This is a genomic window from Amycolatopsis sp. cg9, assembly GCF_041346945.1.
Classification (GTDB): domain Bacteria; phylum Actinomycetota; class Actinomycetes; order Mycobacteriales; family Pseudonocardiaceae; genus Amycolatopsis.
In genome coordinates this window covers 2,085,049-2,104,220 of the sequence record NZ_CP166850.1, presented here as the reverse complement: position 1 = coordinate 2,104,220, position 19,172 = coordinate 2,085,049, and the positions used below count along the sequence as shown (strand labels likewise).

Annotated in this window: 16 protein-coding genes and 1 other RNA gene; 14 read left to right on the top strand and 3 right to left on the bottom strand. The window is 72.3% G+C overall.

Annotated elements, in window-relative coordinates; translation table 11 throughout:
* Window positions 1-552: 552 nt before the first annotated feature.
* The 8 genes from AB5J73_RS09725 (at window position 553) to ffs (ending at window position 7,563) form a co-directional block, all read left to right on the top strand.
* On the top strand, window positions 553-1,521 hold the full coding sequence (locus AB5J73_RS09725) for an ABC transporter substrate-binding protein (protein WP_370969362.1): 969 nt from the start codon (window positions 553-555) through the stop codon (window positions 1,519-1,521).
* Window positions 1,518-2,456: an ABC transporter permease gene (locus AB5J73_RS09720; RefSeq protein ID WP_370969361.1), complete on the top strand. Its 939-nt coding sequence runs from the start codon at window positions 1,518-1,520 to the stop codon at window positions 2,454-2,456. The genes AB5J73_RS09725 and AB5J73_RS09720 overlap by 4 nt, the downstream gene beginning before the upstream one ends.
* Window positions 2,453-3,241, top strand: coding sequence for an ABC transporter ATP-binding protein (locus AB5J73_RS09715; protein WP_370969360.1), 789 nt, complete (start codon window positions 2,453-2,455; stop codon window positions 3,239-3,241). Before AB5J73_RS09720 ends, AB5J73_RS09715 begins: the two co-directional genes overlap by 4 nt.
* Window positions 3,242-3,266: 25 nt before the next feature.
* The gene (locus AB5J73_RS09710; protein WP_370969359.1) at window positions 3,267-6,086 is read left to right on the top strand and encodes a nitrate- and nitrite sensing domain-containing protein; all 2,820 of its coding nucleotides are present in this window, start codon (window positions 3,267-3,269) and stop codon (window positions 6,084-6,086) included.
* Window positions 6,083-6,517 carry a roadblock/LC7 domain-containing protein gene (locus AB5J73_RS09705; RefSeq protein WP_086861817.1) on the top strand — a complete coding sequence of 145 codons (435 nt, stop codon included), beginning with the start codon at window positions 6,083-6,085 and terminating at the stop codon, window positions 6,515-6,517. Before AB5J73_RS09710 ends, AB5J73_RS09705 begins: the two co-directional genes overlap by 4 nt.
* On the top strand, window positions 6,517-6,870 hold the full coding sequence (locus tag AB5J73_RS09700) for a DUF742 domain-containing protein (protein WP_125309813.1): 354 nt from the start codon (window positions 6,517-6,519) through the stop codon (window positions 6,868-6,870). Before AB5J73_RS09705 ends, AB5J73_RS09700 begins: the two co-directional genes overlap by 1 nt.
* Complete coding sequence (locus AB5J73_RS09695) at window positions 6,848-7,447, top strand: ATP/GTP-binding protein (protein ID WP_086861815.1); 600 nt, start codon at window positions 6,848-6,850, stop codon at window positions 7,445-7,447. Before AB5J73_RS09700 ends, AB5J73_RS09695 begins: the two co-directional genes overlap by 23 nt.
* A 21-nt stretch (window positions 7,448-7,468) precedes the next feature.
* Window positions 7,469-7,563: signal recognition particle sRNA small type (ffs, locus tag AB5J73_RS09690), an RNA gene on the top strand.
* A 140-nt stretch (window positions 7,564-7,703) separates the two neighbouring features.
* Here the strand turns inward: ffs and AB5J73_RS09685 are convergent.
* Window positions 7,704-8,579, bottom strand: coding sequence for a spermidine synthase (locus tag AB5J73_RS09685; protein ID WP_370969358.1), 876 nt, complete (start codon window positions 8,577-8,579; stop codon window positions 7,704-7,706).
* 82 nt (window positions 8,580-8,661) lie between these two features.
* Here AB5J73_RS09685 and AB5J73_RS09680 point away from each other — a divergent pair, with 82 nt between their 5' ends.
* Window positions 8,662-10,185 (top strand): ALF repeat-containing protein, encoded by a 1,524-nt coding sequence (locus tag AB5J73_RS09680; RefSeq protein WP_370969357.1) that lies wholly within the window; start codon window positions 8,662-8,664, stop codon window positions 10,183-10,185.
* 43 nt (window positions 10,186-10,228) lie between these two features.
* Entirely contained in the window at window positions 10,229-12,397 is a 2,169-nt protein-coding gene (locus tag AB5J73_RS09675) for a DNA polymerase III subunit gamma and tau (protein ID WP_370969356.1), read from the top strand.
* A 102-nt stretch (window positions 12,398-12,499) separates the two neighbouring features.
* Here AB5J73_RS09675 and AB5J73_RS09670 read toward each other — a convergent pair whose 3' ends face one another.
* Window positions 12,500-13,342, bottom strand: coding sequence for an N-acetylmuramoyl-L-alanine amidase (locus AB5J73_RS09670; RefSeq protein ID WP_370969355.1), 843 nt, complete (start codon window positions 13,340-13,342; stop codon window positions 12,500-12,502).
* Window positions 13,343-13,420: 78 nt separating this feature from the next.
* On the opposite strand from AB5J73_RS09670, the gene AB5J73_RS09665 reads away from it, so the two are divergent.
* From AB5J73_RS09665 to AB5J73_RS09650, 4 genes are all read left to right on the top strand, one after another.
* On the top strand, window positions 13,421-13,780 hold the full coding sequence (locus AB5J73_RS09665; protein WP_370969354.1) for a YbaB/EbfC family nucleoid-associated protein: 360 nt from the start codon (window positions 13,421-13,423) through the stop codon (window positions 13,778-13,780).
* Between the two features lie 5 nt (window positions 13,781-13,785).
* Window positions 13,786-14,382: a recombination mediator RecR gene (gene recR, locus AB5J73_RS09660; RefSeq protein WP_370969353.1), complete on the top strand. Its 597-nt coding sequence runs from the start codon at window positions 13,786-13,788 to the stop codon at window positions 14,380-14,382.
* A gap of 222 nt (window positions 14,383-14,604) precedes the next feature.
* Window positions 14,605-18,162 carry a chemotaxis protein gene (locus AB5J73_RS09655; RefSeq protein WP_370969352.1) on the top strand — a complete coding sequence of 1,186 codons (3,558 nt, stop codon included), beginning with the start codon at window positions 14,605-14,607 and terminating at the stop codon, window positions 18,160-18,162.
* Window positions 18,163-18,170: 8 nt separating this feature from the next.
* Complete coding sequence (locus AB5J73_RS09650; protein WP_370969351.1) at window positions 18,171-18,635, top strand: hypothetical protein; 465 nt, start codon at window positions 18,171-18,173, stop codon at window positions 18,633-18,635.
* Window positions 18,636-18,661: 26 nt separating this feature from the next.
* Here AB5J73_RS09650 and AB5J73_RS09645 read toward each other — a convergent pair whose 3' ends face one another.
* Complete coding sequence (locus AB5J73_RS09645; RefSeq protein WP_370969350.1) at window positions 18,662-19,138, bottom strand: hypothetical protein; 477 nt, start codon at window positions 19,136-19,138, stop codon at window positions 18,662-18,664.
* Window positions 19,139-19,172 lie beyond the last annotated feature (34 nt).

Here is a 19,172-nt window from a genome sequence, read left to right as displayed (position 1 = left end):
AACGATTGTTCAACGACGCGAGGTAGCGCTCGGTGATCAACGTCCTGAGGTGTAACGCCGGAGGACTACAGCCCGTGCAACTGCACGCGACCGGAGCCGGTCCGCGACCCGATCTTGACCGGGCGGCCGACAGAAACCAGCTCGAAGTTGATCTTCGGAAGGGCCGATGTTGCTGGTTGACACAGTTGATGGTCACTCATTCGGATGCACCGCTGGGGCGTTGTGGTGATCTTGTGTCACTCGCTAGGGTGTCCGCCGGGAGAGGGACAAGGGGTGGCTGACCTGGCACGCTCAGTGCTGCGTTCACATCGTGGTGGGTAATCCTTGTCTCGCGTTCTCTCGCTATGACCCGATCAGGTGCGGCTGGAAGAGAGCAGCGATGACCGTGCGCGGTGGCGCAGCTCGGCCCTGTCCACCCGCTCGTCGTCACGACCTGTAGCCCCGAGCACCGCAATTCCCCCGTTAGGTACGGCACCACTCCACTTCCCCCGCACTCTGGAGTTCGTTGTGATTTCCCGTCCTCGACCCCGTCCGCTGACGGTGCTCCTCACCTTGCTCACCCTCGTGGGAGTCACCGCGCTCTCCGGGTGCAGCGACAGCTCCGCCTCGGGCAGCGGCGGCAAGATCACGCTCGGGTTCAGCGCCTGGCCGGGGTGGTTCCCTTGGCAGGTGGCGCAGGAACAGGGCCTGTTCGCCAAGAACGGCGTGAACGTCGACCTCAAGTACTTCGACAACTACACCGACAGCATCAACGCCCTCTCCAGCGGCGCGATCGACGCGAACAGCCAGACCCTCAACGACACGCTGTCCTCGGCGTCCGGCGGCGCCAAGCTGTCGATCGTGCTGGTGAACGACAACTCCACCGGCAACGACAAGATCATCGCGCGGGACGGGATCAACGCGATCGCCGACCTGAAGGGCAAGAAGGTCGCGGTCGAGCAGGGGACGGTGGACCACTACCTGCTGCTGCTCGCGCTCCAGGCGGCGAAGCTGTCCGAAAAGGACATCCAGCTCGTCAACCTGCCGACCGACGCCGCCGCGGCCGCGTTCGTCGCCGGCCAGGTCGACGCGGTGGGTGCGTTCGCGCCGTTCACCTCGAAGGCGCTGGAGCGCCCCGGCAGCCGCGCGATCTCGACGTCGGCGGAGTTCCCCGGCGCCATCCCGGACCACCTCGTCACGTCGCAGAAGCTGGTCAAGGACCACCCGAAGGACGTCCAGGCGCTGGTCAACACCTGGTTCGAGACGCTGACCTGGATCAAGAACAACAAGGACGCGGCCGTCGGGATCATGGCCAAGCGCGGCGGCGTCTCCGACGCCGACTACAAGACTTACGACGCCGGCACCACGATCTTCACGCGCCAGCAGAACCTCGACGCGTTCACCCCCGGCGTCACCGCGCAGCACCTCGACTTCCAGGCGAACAAGATCATCGACTTCATCGTGAACACCGGGCTCGCCCAGCAGCGGCCGTCGCTCGACGGGTTGTTCGACGACCAGTTCGTGAAGGCCGCACCGCAGTGACCGGTCCGTCCCAGCGCACCACCTCGGCGAGTACCGCCGACGAACGGGCCGCCGAGGCACTGGAAGCCGAGCAGCGGCTCGCCGAAGCGCAGGAGTCCAGGCGGGGCCGTCCCGCCTGGACCACCCTGCCGCGCCGGACCCCGCCGAAGCGCGCCTCGGCGCTGTTTTCCCTGCGCACGCCCATCTCCGCGGGCGCTCGCTGGACGCTGGCGGTGCTGTCGTTCGCGATCCCGTTCCTCGCCTGGGTCGTGCTGAGCGTCAGCGGCGCCGTCGACTCGACGTTCCTGCCGTCCCCGGCCGCCGTGCTCAAGGCCGGGCTCGACATGGCGAGCAGCGGCGAGCTCTTCGGCGACCTCTGGGCGACCACCCAGCGCGTCCTCGAAGGCTTCGGCCTGGCCGTGCTGGTCTCGGTGCCGCTCGGCATCCTGATGGGCACCTTCGCCGCCGGGCAGGCGTTCTTCGAGCCGCTGATCGGGCTGCTGCGCTACCTGCCGGCGAGCGCGTTCATCCCGCTGCTGATCATCTGGCTCGGCCTCGGCGAGCCGTCGAAGATCGCCATCCTCTTCATCGGCACGGTCTTCTTCAACACCCTGATGACCGCCGACGTCGTCCGCGGCGTGCCGCGCTCGCTCCTCGACGTCTCCTACACGCTCGGCGCGCGCCGGGGCGAGGTGCTGCGCAAGGTCGTCGTGCCGCACTCGCTGCCGGGCATGATCGACGCGATCCGGGTCAACGCCGCCGCGGCGTGGAACTTCGTCGTCGTCGCCGAGCTGATCAACTCCTCGGCGGGCCTCGGCTACCGGATCGTCCGCGCGCAGCGGTTCCTGCAGACGGACAAGATCTTCGCCGTGCTCGTGGTCATCGGGATCGCCGGGCTCGTCATCGACGTCCTGCTGCGCCTGCTGCGCACGCGGGTGGGGAAGTGGGCGGCATGACGCTGGAACTGCGGAACGTCGCCAAGGACTACACCGTCCGCGGCCGGGTGACCCGCGCGCTCGACGGCGTGGACCTCGAAGTGCTGCGCGGCGAGTTCGTCTGCGTCGTCGGCGCGAGCGGCTCCGGCAAGTCGACGCTGCTGTCGCTGGTGGCCGGGCTCGACCGGCCGACCGGCGGCGAGATCGTGCTCGACGGCGTCCCGGTGACCGGCCCCGGGCCGGACCGCGGGCTCGTCTTCCAGTCCGGTGCGCTCTACCCGTGGCGCAACGTCGAGAAGAACGTCGCGTTCGGACTGGAGCTGCTGGCGCTCGACGCGGCCGAGCGCGCCGAGCGCGTCGACTGGTACCTCGCCGAAACCGGCCTGGACACCGTGCGCAAGTCGCTGCCGAAACAGCTTTCCGGCGGCCAGAAGCAGCGCGTCGCGATCGCGCGCGCCCTCGCGTGCGAGCCGGATGTGCTGCTGCTGGACGAACCCTTCGGCGCCTTGGACGTCCAGACCAAAGAGGACATGCAGGTGCTGATCCGCCAGGTGTGGGCCGACACGGGCACGACGGTGCTGATGGTCACCCACGACGTCGAGGAAGCGGTGTTCCTCGGCGGCCGGGTGGTCGTGCTCGCCTCCGACCCGGGGCGGATCGCCGCCGACGTCGAGGTGGAGCTGCCCGCCGAGCGCGACCTGGCGGTGAAGCGCGAACCGCGGTTCCTCGCGCTGCGCGCCCGGATCGAGGACCTGGTCCGGGAGCAGCACCGCGGCCACGTGAGCCGGGTCGCCGCGGTCGAGTGAGAACGGAAGACGGGAAGGTGGCGGGATGAAGCACGGCGGGGCGACCGCGAAACGTGCGGGCGGCGGGGGTTTCCTCGCCCGGCTCGGCATTCGCGGCAAGCTGAACCTGCTGCTCCTGCCACCGCTGGTCGCGGTGGTGCTGGTATCGGTGCCGTTCGTGCTGACGCAGGCGACCAGCGCCGTGGCCGCGGCGCAGTCGGCGACGGTCGCGCGGCACACCCAGCAGCTCGGCGGCCTGGTCTGGCAGCTGCAGCGCGAGCGGCTGCTGACCGGCGCCTACGTCGCCACGCCGTCGATGTCCGCCGACCGGATGCTGCAGCAGCAGAAGGCGGTGAACGCGGCGGTCGAGAACGTGCGGTCGTCGCTGGGTTCCGACGCGCCGGACGAGCTGGCCGCCGCGCTGACCCGGGTCGGCTCGCTGAACGAGCTCCGGCAGAACGCGGAGCGCCGCGGCGTCGCGCTCGACAGCGTCGCCCGCACCTACCACGCGGTGATCGGCGCGGTGATCGACTCGCTGCGGCTCGTCCCGCAGCTGACCAGCGACGCCGAGGGCACGCGGGAGCTGACCGCGCTGGAGGCGCTGCTGCGCGCCAACGAGGAGAACTCGTTGCGCGGCATGGCGTTGATCGTGACCGCGGTGTCGCCCGAGGCCGGCCGGTCCATCTTGGACGACGCGACCCAGCAGGCGCCGATCTTCACCGACCGGTTCGTCCAGCAGGCCGACGACGAGACCGACCGTTCGCAGTCCGCGCTGGTCGTCAACGTCGAGCAGAGCGAAGCGGGCCGCCGGATCAACGACCTCGCCGCCCAGATCGACAACCCCCGCGACTCGGCCGGGACGATCCAGTACGTCGCCGACGTCCTGAGCGCGTCGGAAGCCCAGGCGGGGCAGCGGAAACTCGTGCAGGAGAAGGTCACCGGCGAAATCGCCGACGCGGCGACCGGCCGCGCCGACGCCGGCACCCGGCTGGCCTGGACGGTCGGCATCGGCGCGGCCGCGCTGTTCCTGCTGGTCGCCTTCCTCGCCGTCGCGGTCGCCCGCTCGATCGCGCAGCCGCTGCGGCGGCTGACCACGGCGGCGACGTCGGTCGCCGACCTGGCCGGCACCGAGCTCGTCCGCGTGACCGACACCGAAGAGGCCGAGGAACAGGTCCCGCGGCTGGCCACCATCGACGTCGTCTCCGACGACGAGCTCGGCAAGCTGGCCGCCGCGTTCAACCGGGTCCAGACCACCGCGGCCGAGCTGGTCGAGCGGCAGGCGCTCACCCGGCGCAACACCAGCCTGATGTTCGCGAACGTCGCCAAGCGCACGCAGAACCTCGTCGGCCGCCAGCTGGCGCTGATCGACGAGGTCGAGCGCAACGAGCAGGACACCCGGCTGCTGGCCAGCCTCTACCGGCTCGACCACCTCTCCACCCGCCTCCGCCGGAACGCGGACAACCTGCTCGTCGTCTCCGGCACCCGCGACGAAACCCGCATCGCCGGCCCGATCGGGCTGTCGACGGCGCTGCGCTCCGCGCTCGCCGAAATCGAGGACTACCAGCGGGTGAAGCTCGGCGTCGTCGCCGAAATCCTGCTGTCCTCGGCCCTCGGCGCCGACCTGGTGCTGGTGTTCGCCGAGCTGCTGGAGAACGCGACGTCGTTCTCGCCGCCGGGGTCGATGGTCGAGGTGGACACGATGCTCCTCGCCGACGGCTCGTGCCTGGTGAACGTCGTCGACCACGGCATCGGCATGACCGCGGAGAAGCTGGCCGAGGAGAACAAGCGGCTCGTCGAGCGCGAGCGCCTCGAGCTCGCGCCGACCAGCGTGCTCGGCCTGTTCGTGGTCGGCCGCCTGGCGCGGCGCCACGAACTGGGCGTCGAACTGCTCGCGACGCCGACCACCGGCGGCGTGACCGCGCGGCTGACGATCCCGCCGTCGCTGTTCAGCCACCGCACCGGGCTGCTCCCGAAGACCGAGCCGGTGCCGGCGATCCCGGCGCAGGTGTCACCCGCACCGAAACCGCGTCCCGCCGAAGCCGCCGCGGTGGCCGCCGCGGCGACGTCCTTGTCCACTTTGGACGAGCTGCGGCCGGTGGCGCGCCCGGCCGAACTGCCGGCGCCGGCGATCCCGGCCCTGCTCGGCAACGGCAACGGCTTCCGCTGGTTCAACCAGCTCGAACCGGTGTGGCCGGACGCCGAACCCGCCGAGCCGCCCGCGGCCGACCCCGAACCCGAGACCCGGGGTGGCCTCCGCCGCCGCGTCCGCGGTGCCCAGCTGCCCGAGCCGGGCACGACGGCGCCGTCGGCCGAGGGCAAGCCGCGGCACGACCCCGACGCGACCAAGCTCGCCATGGACGGCTTCCAGAGCGCGTTCGCCAAGGCCGCCGAGGTCAGCGCGATGGAGACCGCACCGCCCGCCTCGCCGCCGACCGCACTTTCACGTGAAAGTGCCGACCTGGGAGCCGCACTTTCACGTGAAAGTGCGGCGCCGGCCCCGGCCGCGTCGGTGTCGTCGCCGGGCGATGGCGCGTCGCTGCCGGTGCGCGTCCCCGGTGACTCGGCGATGCCCGGCGGAGCGCCCCGCGCCGTGGCGCCGCCCGCCGCGACCCCGCCGTCCCGGGACGGCCTGGTCCGCCGCGTCCCCGGTGCCCAGCTCGCCCCCGGCCTGCGCCAGCAGCCCGCGGGGCGGCCGATCGCCCGAGCCGTCGTCAACCGCAGCAAGCGGGACCCGGCGGCCGAGCGAGCGGCGTTCGACGCGTTCGCCGCCGGCCTCGCCAAGGCGGACGTGGTAACGGCAGACAGCCCGCCCCAAGGCGTGGTCGCCGGTCGTGTGATGGAACGAGGAGAAGAGAGCAGGAAATGAGCATCCCCGCACCTGGAGTCAGTGTCGAAGCCCAGAACTTCAACTGGCTGGTGAGCCGCTTCGCGCAGCACACCGCGGGCGCGATCGCCGCCATCGCGGTCTCGGCCGACGGCTTGCTGATCGCGGTGTCTTCGGAGCTCGAGCGCTCCAACGCCGACCGCCTCGCCGCGATCTCTTCCGCCATGCTCGGCCTGGCGCACGGCGTCTCCGAAAGCCACCCGCTCGGCTCGCCGGACAAGGTGATCATCGAGCTGGAGCACGGGTACCTGCTGGTCTGCACCATCAGCATCGGCTGCTCGCTCGGCGTCCTCGCCAACAAGCAGGCCAGCCTCGGCACGATCGCCTACGAGATGGCGATGTTCGCCAACCGCGCCACCGAAGTCCTCACGCCGGGCCTGATCGAGGAGCTCAAGAACACCGTGGGTGCGTGATGACCGAGGAGCCGGACATCTCCCTGCTGCGGCCGTACCTGATGACCTCGGGGCGGGCCCAGCCGGTGGACCAGACCCTCGAGATCGAGGCGCAGGTCATGACGTCCCGCCTCGGTGCGGCATCGCACCCGAAGCTCACCTTCGAGCGGCAGGAAATCGTTTCCCTCTGCCGGAGCACCATGTCGGTCGCCGAGGTGGCCGCCATGCTCGGGCTCCACATCGGCGTCGCCCGCGTGCTGGTGGCCGACCTCGCCGAGCTGGGCTACGTCGTCGTCCGGCGGCCGGGGAACCACAACAAGCACGACCTGGGCATGATCGAAAGGGTCATTCGTGGACTCGAAGCCATTCACTGAACCGGCGGCCCGCCCGCCGGCCCCGGTCAAGATCGTCATCGCGGGCGGCTTCGGCGTCGGCAAGACGACGGCGGTCGGCGCGATCTCGGAAATCAAGCCGCTGACGACCGAAGCCGCGATCACGTCGGTGGCGGCTTCGGTGGACCGCACCGGCCACGTCCCGGCCAAGACCACCACGACGGTCGCGCTGGACTTCGGCTGCATCACGATCGACGACGAGGTCAAGCTGTACCTGTTCGGCACCCCCGGCCAGGACCGCTTCGGCTTCATGTGGCAGGACCTGGTCCACGGCGCACTGGGCGCGCTGGTGATCGTGGACACCCGCCGCATGGACGACTGCTACCCGGCGGTCGACTACTTCGAGAACGCGGGCCTGCCGTTCGTGGTGGCGGTGAACATGTTCGACGGGGCACTGGGCCACAACCTCGAGGACATCCGGTGGGCGCTGGCGGTCAGCGAGGACGTCCCGCTGATCACGTTCGACGCGCGGCAGAAGCTCTCGGTGCGGGACGCGCTGCTGGCGGTGCTGCACAACACGTTCAAGAAGGCCCGAGCGCAGGCCGGCGCCGGGGCTTGAGAGGCCTCCGCTAGACTGATCCACGGACCCCGCGCGGCGTCCACCCTGTGAACCTCCCCAGGGCCGGAAGGCAGCAAGGATAAGCAGGCTCTGGCGGGTGCGCGGGGTCCCCTTCTTTTCGGCTCCGGCTCTCGGGGCTTCGCCCCTTCGCCGGGCCTGCACTTCGTCCTTTTGCCCGGGGGCCGAGCCCCCGGAACCCCCACGGTGCCGCACGTGCCGGTTGGGAGGGCCCCGCGCGAGTGAGAGCGTGCGAGTTTCAGAACAGGCCCAGGACGTCTTCCGGGGGTTTGGGGGGTGGTGGGGTGTCCGCGTCCGTGATCACCGCTGCCCGGCCTGTCAGTTTGTGCAGCCCGGGGCCGTGTACGCACCTTGCCGGGAATGCCGCTGAGGCCGTTCGGCGCTCGAGTTCCGTCGTGGGGAGTGGGGTCGCTGAGGCTGCGAACACCAGGTTGCCGAAGCGGCGGCCCTTCAGGACCGCCGGGTCCGCCAGCACCAGGACCTCCGGGAAGACCTCCCGCAACGTCGCCAGGAAGCGGCGGGCGAACGGCAGGCCCGAGCCGTCCGTGATGTTCGCCAGGTAGGTGCCCGGGGTGCGCAGGACGCCCGCGATCGCGCGCGTCGCCTCCAGCGTGGCCAGGCCGCCCGCCAGCGTCGCGCGCTCGAACGCGTCGACCACCACCAGGTCCGCCGTGTCCTCGCGGCGGGTCGCCAGGCCCGTGCGGCCGTCGGTGATCCGGACCCGCAGGCCCGGGATCCGCAGGCCCAGCTGGGCGCGGACCAGGTCGACCAGCTCGCCGTCGGCGTCGAACACCAGCTGCCGCGAGCCCGGCCGCGTCGCCGCGACGTACCTCGGGAGGGTGCACGCCGCGCCGCCGATGTGCAGCGCGTCGACGGGACCCGGCGGCAGCAGGTCCACCACGTCGCCGAACCGCCGGACGTAGTCGAACTCCAGGGAGGCCGGGGCGTCGAGGTCGACGTACGACTGCGCGACCCCGTCCACCGACAGCAGCCACGCGTTGCCGCGGTCGGCGTCCCGGAGCAGCTCCGCCGTCCCGAACCGCACCGGGTACCGCCCGGGCACCGGCCCGGTCTTCCGCGAACGACTCACGGAGTCCGAGGTTATCGGAAACATTCCGACCGGCTCCGCGATAAGGGAGCGGAACGATCATCGATCGAGGGGGTTCTTCTTGCGTGCGAACGCATTGATCGCGGCTGTGGCACTCGCCGCCGTCGCCGTGGCGACGCCGGCGGCCGCGGACGTCCTGCCCGACCGGGCCCAGGCCGTTTCGCTGCTGGAGACCGGCGGACCCGGCGTGAGCCGCGCCGCCGAAGCGGCACTCCTCGGCTCACCCGCCGACCTGCGGAGCTTCCTGACCACCGGCCAGTACCAGGCGAAGAACGACGACGACCGCGTCCTGGTCAACCAGGCCGTGGCGAGCGGCGGCCCGGTCACCAAGCGCGCCGCGCAGCAGGCACTGGACGGCACCGTCGAGGACATCCGGGCCTTCCTCGCCACCGGGCTGCCCCAGGCGCGGATCGCGGACGACCGGATCGCGGTCGGCCAGGCCATGAGCACCGGCGGCCCGACCGTCAACGCCCGGGCCCAGAAGGCCCTCGACGGCACGGCCGCCGATGTCCGCGCCTTCCTCGAGACCGGCCTGCGGCAGGCGCGCGACACCGACGAGCGGATCACGGCGAACCAGGCCCTCGCGGCCGGTGGTCCCGAGGTCAAGGCCGCCGCGCAGACCGCGCTCGACGGCACCCCGGACGACGTCCGGTACTTCCTCTCGCTGTGGCGTCAGGTCGCCGCGAACGGGGACACCGAGCTCGCCGCGGTCCAGGCGCAGGTCGACTACGGCAAGGCCGCCGCGGCCAACCACAGCGCCATCGGCGTCCAGCTGGCCAAGAGCCGCGCCACGACCATCGCCTCGGACGCGCGCCGGGCGAACACCGACCGGCTCGCCGGCCAGCAGGCCGAGGCCCAGCAAGACGCGCAGGTCGCGGCGGCCGCGGCGGCCGCCGCGGAGCAGCAGGCCCGTGACGCCGCCGCCCGCGCGGCGCAGGCCAAGGCCGACAACGACAAGCTGCTCACCGACGCGGCGGACCCGGCGCTGACCGTGCCGAACGGCCGCCGCGCGTCGGCCTACCTGCTGCGTCACGGCAGCGCCGCCGTCAAGAACGCGGCCCGCGTCGCGTTGAGCGGTTCCGACGACGACGTCGTCACGTTCGTGCGCGGCGGGCTCGCGGCCGCGCAGGAGACCGACGACCGCGCCGCCGTCGCGGCGATCGCGGCCGACCCGAAGGCCCGCCCCGGGCTGCGGCAGGCCGCCCGTGACGCGCTCGCCGGGCCGTACTCCGCCGTGGCCGCGCTGCTGCGCACCGGGGACTACCCGGGCCGCGACACCGACGACCGCGTCGAGGTCGACCAGATCATGGCGGCGGGCGGTACCGCGACGAAGTCGGCGGCCCAGCACGCGCTGGACGGCACCGTCGCCGACGTCCGCGAGTTCCTCGCCCACGGTCGGTACGCCGCGCACCTGATCGACCTGCGCGTCCTGGTGACGCAGACGCTGTCGGACGGACCCGAGGTCAACGCGGTCGCCCAGGGCGTCCTCGACGGCCCGGACTCGTTCCTGCAGCCGTACCTGGACGGCGAGCTGGCGAAGGCGCGGGCGCGCGACGCCTTCACCGCCGAGCACGTGGCCAAGGTGAACGCGCTCCTGGCGCAGCTGCCCTGACCGCACGGCGAAGGTTGTCGGTGGTGCCCGGTAGTCTCGCGGCGTGGCTCTCGCGCTGTACCGCAAGTACCGTCCGGCGACCTTCGCCGAGGTCGTCGGTCAGGAGCATGTGACCGATCCCCTCCGCACGGCGCTGTCCGCCGGGCGGATCAACCACGCCTACCTCTTCTCCGGCCCGCGCGGCTGCGGCAAGACGTCGAGCGCGCGCATCATGGCGCGCTCGCTGAACTGCGCCAAGGGCCCGACGCCGGACCCGTGCGGCGAGTGCAACTCCTGCAAGGCGCTCGCGCCCGAGGGGTCGGGCAGCGTCGACGTCACGGAGCTGGACGCGGCGAGCCACGGTGGTGTCGACGACGCCCGCGAGCTGCGGGACAAGGCGTTCTACGCGCCGGCCGAGTCGCGCTACCGCGTGTTCATCATCGACGAGGCGCACATGGTCACCACGCAGGGCTTCAACGCCCTGCTGAAGATCGTGGAAGAGCCGCCGGAACACGTCATCTTCATCTTCGCCACCACCGAGCCGGACAAGGTGCTCACCACCATCCGCTCGCGCACGCACCACTACCCGTTCCGGCTGATCCCGCCGAGCTCGATGCGGGCGCTGCTGGAGCGCAACATCGCCGCGGAGGGCGTCGAGGTCGAGCCGTCGGTGTACCCGCTGGTCATCCGCGCGGGCGGCGGGTCGGCGCGCGACACGCAGTCGGTGCTCGACCAGCTGCTCGCCGGCGCCGGGCCGGAAGGCGTGTCGTACAGCCGGGCGGTGGCGCTGCTGGGCGTCACCGACGTCGCGCTGATCGACGACATGGTGGACGCGCTGTCGACCGAGGACGCCGCGACGGTGTTCGGCACGGTCGAGAAGCTCGCCGAAGCCGGCCACGACCCGCGCCGGTTCGCCACGGACCTGCTCGACCGGCTGCGCGACCTGGTGCTGCTGCGCGCGGTCCCGGATTCCGCGGGCGGGCTGGTGTCCGCGCCGGAGGAGGAACTGACGCGGATGGTGGCGCAGGCCGAGCGGATCGGCCTGGCGACGCTGTCGCGCTACGCTGACATCGTCCACAATGGACTCCTGGAGATGCGCGGCGCGACTTCCCCGCGGCTCGTGCTGGAACTGCTGGCCGCCCGGATGCTGCTGCCGTCGGTGACGGACGCGGAGAAGGCGCTGCTGGCCCGCATCGAGCGGCTGGAGCGCCGCGCGACGGCACCGGCGGCCCCGGCCGAGGGTGGCGTCGAGCCGCCGGTGCGGGCGGCGGAGGGGAAGTTCTCGCGTCCCTCGCAGCGCGCGGCTTCGGCCGGGCCGGCGCCGGTGGCGGAGCCGGTCGAGCCCGCTCCCGCGCGCCCGGCTGCTGCGGCTTCGGCGGGGGCCGGGGCTTCGGCTGCGGCGGCCGGGGCCCAGTCCGCGGAGAGCGGCTCGTCCGCCCCGGCTGCGCCCGCGCCCTCCGCCGATGGCGGTTGGGGCGCCCCGCGCACGCCTGGCGGTGGCACGCCCGCTCCGGCGGCCGGTGCTCCCGCCGCCCAGTCCGCCGATGGTGGTTGGGGCACCCCGCGCACGCCCGGTGGCGGCACGCCCGCCCCGGAAGCCGCACCCGCTGCGCAAGCCGCACCCGCGCCGGCCGCACCCGCGGCGGACGGCGCGATGGACGCCGCCGCGATCCGGAACATCTGGCCGCAGCTCATGACCGCCCTGCGCAAGTTCACCGGCGGGCGCAGCCTCGAAGCGATGCTGACCCAGGCGACGGTGGCGAGCGTCGAGGGCCACGCCGTCACGCTCACGCACAAGTCCGAGCCCCTGTCCCGCCGCCTCTCCGACCAGGACAACGCCCGCAAGATCGCCGGCGCCCTGTCCGACGTCCTCGGCGGCGACTGGCAGGTCCGCTGCGTCCACGGCAACGCCCCGGCCGCCCCCGCGGCCCGCGCCCAGCAGGCGGCACCCGCACCGGAGCGCTCGTTCACGCGCCAGTCCACCGCGGCCGCCCCGCCCGCCGAAGCCCCGGCCCGCCCGGCGACCCCGCCCTCGCCCGCGCGGCCCAAGGTCACGACGAGCGAACCGGACATCCCGCTGCCCCCGGAACCCTCCGACGAGGACGACGAGGACCTCTACAACGAGGACGCCAGCCCGGCCCCGCCGCCGCCCCCACCCCCGCCGGACCAGGACCCGGACGAGGTGGCCCGCAAGCTCATCTCCGACCACCTCGGCGCCCGCCCCCTGGACTGACCGAAGCGTTCCGCCAAAGGTCGCGAATGACTCATTCGCGACCTCAGTGGTCCCCAATGAGTCATTCGCGACACCACAGCCGCCACCCACGGGCCGTGGTGCTCAGGAAGCCAGGTAGGCCTCGATCGCCGCGGCGATCGAGGCGGCGAACCCCTGTCTGCCCTCCGCGCTCGTCATCCGGGCCGCTTCGGCCGCGTTGCGCATGTTGCCGCACTCCACCAGGGCCGCCGGGCGGGTCGACAGGTTCAAGCCGCCCAGGTCCGAGCGGGCCGAGAGGCCGTTGCCGCCGATGTAGTTGGACGTGCTGAAGCCGCCCGTGCGCATCGTGTCGCGCAGCACCTGCGCCAGCCGCAGGGACGGCGCGCCCTGGGCCGCGTTCAACGGCGGGGACGAATACGCGACGTGGAAGCCGTTCGCGCCGGCCGCGGTCGAGCCGTCGGCGTGGATCGACACGACGGCGTCCGCGTTCGCCTCGTTGCCGATCGCGGCGCGGCGGTCGACGCAGGGGCCGACGCCCGTGTCGTCCTGCCGCGTGTAGACGACCCGGATTCCCTTGCCGGCCAGCACATCCCCGACCCGCCGGGCGACGTCGAACGTGAACGCGTGCTCCGGGTAGCCCGCGTTGGTCGCGGTGCCGGTGGTGTTGCACGGCTTGGTCTGGCCACGCCCGGCCGGGACGAGGCGGTTGATCTCCGCCGGGTGGGACGCGTTGCCGCCGTTGTGTCCGGGGTCGAGCACGACGACCTTGCCCGGCGCGGGGGCCACCGAAGACACCGAAGACGAAGACGGCGTCGGCGAAGGGGTCACTGTCGTCGGGGCCGGGGTGACCGTCCGCGTGGTGACGGGAGCGGGCGCCGGGGCCGCCGGGGTGTCGTCGGAGCAGCCCGTGAGCAGCAGGGCACCGGCCAGCAACAGGGGGACAATCGCGCGTCGCACGGCGACCACGGTGCCACAGCCCGGCACCCCGCGTGGCGCGACTACCCTGGTGGGGACACAGGCGTGCAGAGAGGACCGAGTGCGATCATGGTGCAACCCGGCGGCGGCTTCGACATTTCCCAGCTGATGCAGCAGGCCCAGCAGATGCAGCAGAAGCTCGTCGAGGCCCAGGAGGAGCTCGCCAACACCGAGGTCACCGGTACCGCCGGCGGCGGGCTGGTCACCGCGACCGTCTCCGGTGACAGCCAGCTGAAGAGCCTGCAGATCGACCCGAAGGTGGTCGACCCGGACGACGTCGAGACGCTGTCCGACCTGATCGTCGCGGCGGTGCGCGACGCGTCGGCGAGCGCGCAGAAGCTCACCGAGCAGAAGCTCGGCCCGCTGGCCGGCGGGCTCGGCGGCGGTGGCGGCATGCCGGACCTCGGCAGCCTCGGCTTCGGCGGCTGACGAACTTGTACGAAGGTGTCGTCCAGGACCTGATCGACGAGCTCGGGCGGCTGCCCGGGGTCGGGCCGAAGAGCGCCCAGCGGATCGCGTTCCACCTGCTGGGCACCGACCCGGCCGACATCGCGCGGCTGCAGGACGTGCTCGGCAAGGTCAAGGAGGGCGTGCAGTTCTGCGAGATCTGCGGCAACGTCTCCGAGCACCCGACCTGCCGCATCTGCCGCGACGAGCGCCGCGACCTCACGGTCATCTGCGTGGTCGAGGAGCCCAAGGACGTCCTGGCGGTCGAGCGCACGCGCGAGTTCAAGGGCCGCTACCACGTCCTGGGCGGCGCGCTCGACCCGTTGTCGGGCATCGGCCCGGAGCAGCTGCGGATGCGCGAGCTGCTCAAGCGGATCGGTGAGCACGACATCACCGAGATCATCATCGCGACCGACCCCAACACCGAGGGCGAGGCGACCGCGACGTACCTCGTCCGGATGCTGCGCGACTTCCCGGGCCTGACGGTGACGCGGCTGGCCTCGGGCCTCCCGATGGGCGGCGACCTCGAGTTCGCCGACGAGCTGACGCTCGGGCGGGCGCTTTCCGGTCGCCGGGCGCTCTAGGCCGTTCGACGGAAGATCACCGGTAGCCCGGTGCCGCGGGTAAAGAATCATTGACCCGCGGGTGGGCCGCCCTTAAAGTCCGATCCGGCGTCCGGGGAGGGATGCCGCAGCGGCTGCGCGGTCCACTTCGGTGGCGGCGATTCCCCGGGCGAACGACGTTCGCCGACTGGGGGGTTGACCGCGATGAAGCCGAGATCGTCGTCGAGACGGGGAATCGGGCTCTTGAGGAACGCGGCGATCGTCGCGTTCCTCTTTTCGTTGCTGGCCGGGCTCCTCGCGCCACCCGCGCTCGCGGACGTCACCGACCCCGACGACCCCACGCCGGTCCTGACCGACCGGGCCCGGACCGTCGACGCGTGGCGCACCGGTGGTCCCGGCGTCAAGGAAGCGGCCGTGGCCGCGCTGAGCGGGACCGACGAAGCCGTCCGGCAGTTCTTGACCACCGGCCTCGCGAGCACCACCGCGCAGGACGACCGGGTTCAGGTGGCGCAGCTGCTGGCCACCGCGGGACCGGCGCTGAAGACGGCCGCGCAGGCCGCCCTGTCCGGCACCCCGGAGGAGATCAAGGCCTTCCTCACCACCGGCATCCGCGCTCCGTGGGAACAGGACACGCGGGTCCGGGTCGCGCAGCTGATGGCCGTCGGCGGCCCCGGCGTGAAGGAAGCGGCCCAGGCGGCGTTGAACGGCACCGTCGCGGACCTCTCGCGCTTCGTGCTGTCGGGGCACGACGCGGCGCTGGCGCACGACGAGCGGGTGCTGGCGGCGCAGATCCTCGCGGTCGGCGGGCCGGAGGTGAAGCGCGCCGCGCAGATCGCGTTGTCCGGCACGCGGCAGGAACTGCAGGAGTTCCTGGAGAGCGGCCAGTACGCGGCTCGCGAGCGGGACGACGAAGTCGCGACCGTGGCCAGCCTCGCGGCGGCGGCGAAGGAAGAAAGCGAACGCGCGGCGACCGAAACGACGCTCGCGAAGCAGGCGTCGGAGCGGGCGGTCCAAGCCGCCGACCTGGCTCGCCAGGCCGCCGAGACGGCGGCGGCGGAAACGGCCGCGGCGAAGGACGACTCGGTCAAGGCGGCGAACGCGGCCGGCCGGGCGGCCGACGCCGCGACGCGGGCCGCCGCGGCGGCGCGGGAGGCCATCGGCGCGGCCAACGAGGCGACGCAGGCGGCCAAGGTCGCGGCCACCGCGGCCCAGCGCGCGGCCGTGGCCGCGGTGCTCGCCGGCCGGGCCGCGGGTGCGGCGCAGCGCGCGGCGGCCGACGCGAGGACCGACGCCGGCAAGGCCGACGACGCCCGCAAGGCCGCCATCGGAGCTCGGCAGGCCGCGGCCAGCGCCCGGCTCGCGGCGGACGCCGCGGTGGCGGTCGGCGACGCGGCCAGGGCCGCGGGCGCGGCGGTGCAGGCGGCGTCCTCGGCCGCCTCGAACGCGCAGAAGGCGGGCGACGCGGCGGACGCGGCCGCCGGCCAGTCCGCCGCGGCGGGAGCGCAGGCCGAGCGGGCCAAGAGGGCCGCGGCCGACGCCAAGCGGGCGGCGGCGCGGGCCACCCGGGCCGCGAACGCGGCCGGTGCGCTGGCCGCCGAGGCCGCATCGGCCGCCCAGGAAGCGCGTACGGCCGCCCTCAGCGCGGCCCAGCACGCCGACGCGGCCGCGGCGGCCGCGGACGAAGCGGCGGCGCACGCCGGTGAAGCCGACAAGGCGGCGACCGAGTCGGAAGCGCACGCCCGGGCCGCCAAGGAAGCCGCCGACGCGGCGACAGCGGCGGCCGCGCAAGCGAGCCGGACCCAGGAGGTGGCCCGCCACGCGGAGGCCGAGCGCCTGGCGACGGAAACCGACGAAGCCGTCGAGCTCGCCCAGGCCCTGCGCACCGAAACCGCGGTGATCCCGGCCGAAGTGCCGTGGGACACCCCGGAATCCGATCGGATGGACGCCGAAGCGAAGCGCTTGCTGGCCGAAGCCGCGGCGCCCGGCGCACCCCGGGCGACCGTGGTCACCGACGGCCGCAAGATCGCCGTCAAGCAGCTGTCGGCAGCCGGGCCGATCAGCCGGGCCCGTGCCGAAGCGGTGCTCGGCGGCTCCGACGACGACGTCGTCGCGTACGTCGCCGGCGGCCTGACCGCCGCCGCGTTCCAGGACGACCGCGCGCGGGTCGGCCACCTCGCCCAGAGCGAGAACACCGCGCTGGCCCAGGCCGCGCTCGCCGCGTTGAGCGGGACCGACGGCCAGGTCAACGAGTTCCTGAAGACCCAGCCGTACCCGGGCAAGGAGCACGACGAGCGGACGGCGATCGCGCAGCTGCTGGCTTCCGGCGGCCCGGCCACCAAGGAAGCCGCGCAGGCCGCGCTCGACGGCTCGGCCGACGACCGGCGGGCGTTCCTGCGCACCGGCCAGTTCTCCGCCGCGCAGAAGGACGACCGCATCGCCGTCGCGCAGGCGCTGGCGACCGGCGGCCCCGAGGTCAAGGCGGCGGCGCAGATCACCCTCGCCGGCCCGGACGACGAGCTGCGTGCGTTCTTGGAGGTCGGCAAGGCCCAGGCGCAGCGCCGGGACCAGGACACCGCCGCGCACGTCGCGGTCGTCCAGCGCTACGTCTCCGAAGCGGCGGCGTCCGCGGCGTCGGCCCAGGAGTCCGCTTCGTGGGCGGCCGCGGCCGCGGCAACCGCGCGCCACGCGGCCGACGAGGCCGCGGGCTATGCGGCGCAGGCGCGCCAGTCGGCCACCGAGGCCGGGAACTACGCGAACCAGGCCAAGGCGTCCGCCGCCGCGGCGCAGGCGTCGGCGGAACAGGCGGCGCTGTCGGCGAAGCAGGCACGGCAGGCGGCCGCGACGGCGCAGCAGGCCGCGGCCCGGGCCGCGGACTCCGCGGCGAAGGCGGCGCACTCGGCCGCGGTCGCCCGCTCGATGGCCCAGTGGGCCGCGAGCGAGGCCGAAGACGCCCGGAAGGCAGCCGCTGACGCGGGCAAGAGCGCGTCGGAGGCGGCGGACGCCGCGGCCGAAGCGGTCGAGGTGTTCCTGCGGACGCACAACAACGAGCAGTTGAACGGACCCCCGCAGCGCTTCCGGGTCGCCGAGTTCGAGAACGGTGTGACGGTGCTGTTCACCGACGGCACCTGCCTGGTCAACGGGCTCGTGTTGCCGTTCGCGGACTACGGGCTGTCGGCGTGCGAAGCGATCGGGCGCAACTTCGACGCGTGGATCACCGAGCACGCGGACGAGTACGAGAGCGCGAAACCCCTCGGCGCCGAGTTCTCGGACCTGCTGCTGCGGGAGTACTGCGAGAAGGGCGGCTCGTGCAGCGCTGCGCTGCGGAGCCAGCTGAAGGCCCTCGGCGGCCACCTGATGATCACGCAGGAAGCGGGCATCGGGAAGCCGTTCAGCAGGCTGCTGCAGCGGATGCTGAAGCTTCGCGCGGCCGGAGTGGTCGTCGACAAGCTGGGTTTGTACCCCGGGCGGTCGTTGGGTGTGTTGTCGGGCTGGACGAGCAAGGCGTTCCAGGTCGGCGGTCAAGAGGCGAGGCTGAACCAGGACTACCTCAAGCACATCCTCGAACGACACCACCCGAAGTACTGGGACGGCAGCTTCAAGACGGATCAAAGCTTCTTCGACGCGCGGATGACCATCCCGGACATCGAGGACGCGATCCGCCAGGTACTCACCCAGAACCAAGCGAAGATCATCGCGAACGGCGGTACCAACGCCAGTACCAAAATCGAAGGCCTCGTCAACGGCGTGATGTACCGAGGTACGGTCGACGGTGGCAAGGTCGTGCAGTTCTACCCGAAGTAAGAGGTGTGATGGGCACGGTGGAGCGGGTACGGACCGTACTCGACGTCGGGCAGCGGGACTTCTGCTTCGTCGACGTTCTCGACTGCACCGAGTTGCCGCCGAAGCAGCGGGTCGACGATCCGGGTGGCGCGATCTTGTTGACCGTCAACGGGGTCGCCCTGCTCGACGAAGACCTGTACTCGACCATCGAGCTGTTGTGGATCTTCGTCGCTCAGCTCATCGGCGACTACCGCCGGGACGGGCGAGCCGTGACGTCGTTCCCGGATCAGTCGATCGACATTTCGCTCGAGCCGGTCCCGCGGAACCTGCTTCGGATCACGGTGGCCGGGAAGGACTTCCGCCGCACCTCGGTCGCCGGTGAAGAGGAGTTGCTTTCAGCCATCGTCACCGGAGGGCTCGAATTCTTCGAGAAGATGACCGAACTGTCCGGACGAAATTTTTCGACAGCGATAAAGCGGCTCACCGGTACCTGACCGGTGAGCCGCACGTAAGAATGCGATCAGGCCGGGCCGGAATTGAGCTCGACGAGCGATGACGGCCCGTTCTGCGGGTCCGCGCCCTCGCCGACCGAAGTCCAGCTGTTCTTTTCGATGTCGACGACCTTCGGGACGCCCTTCACGATCATCGTCGCCTTGAGGGCGTGGTCGTCGGCCTTGATGAGGTAGACCTTGGCGAGGTCGAGGCTCAGGTAACCCTTGTTCGCCGTGACGCGGAAGCAGAACGTCGCGTCGTTGGTGCGGCTCCACACCTCGACCCGGTTTCCGCTGGTGGCGCAGTCGGCGAACAGGATGTGGCCGTCGCCCTTGAGCAGGCGGATCCCGTGCTCGGCGAAGATCTGGTCGGCGCCCGGGTAGTCGTAGTCCTCGACGATGGGCGGGGGCGTGTCGTCGGCGGCCGCGGTGGCCGCGGTGGGGCCGGCGACGAGCGCGGCGGCGGTCAGCACAAGTGCGCCGAACGGGCGATTGACAGATTTCACGTATTTCCTCCCCTGAATTCCGATTCGGATGCTA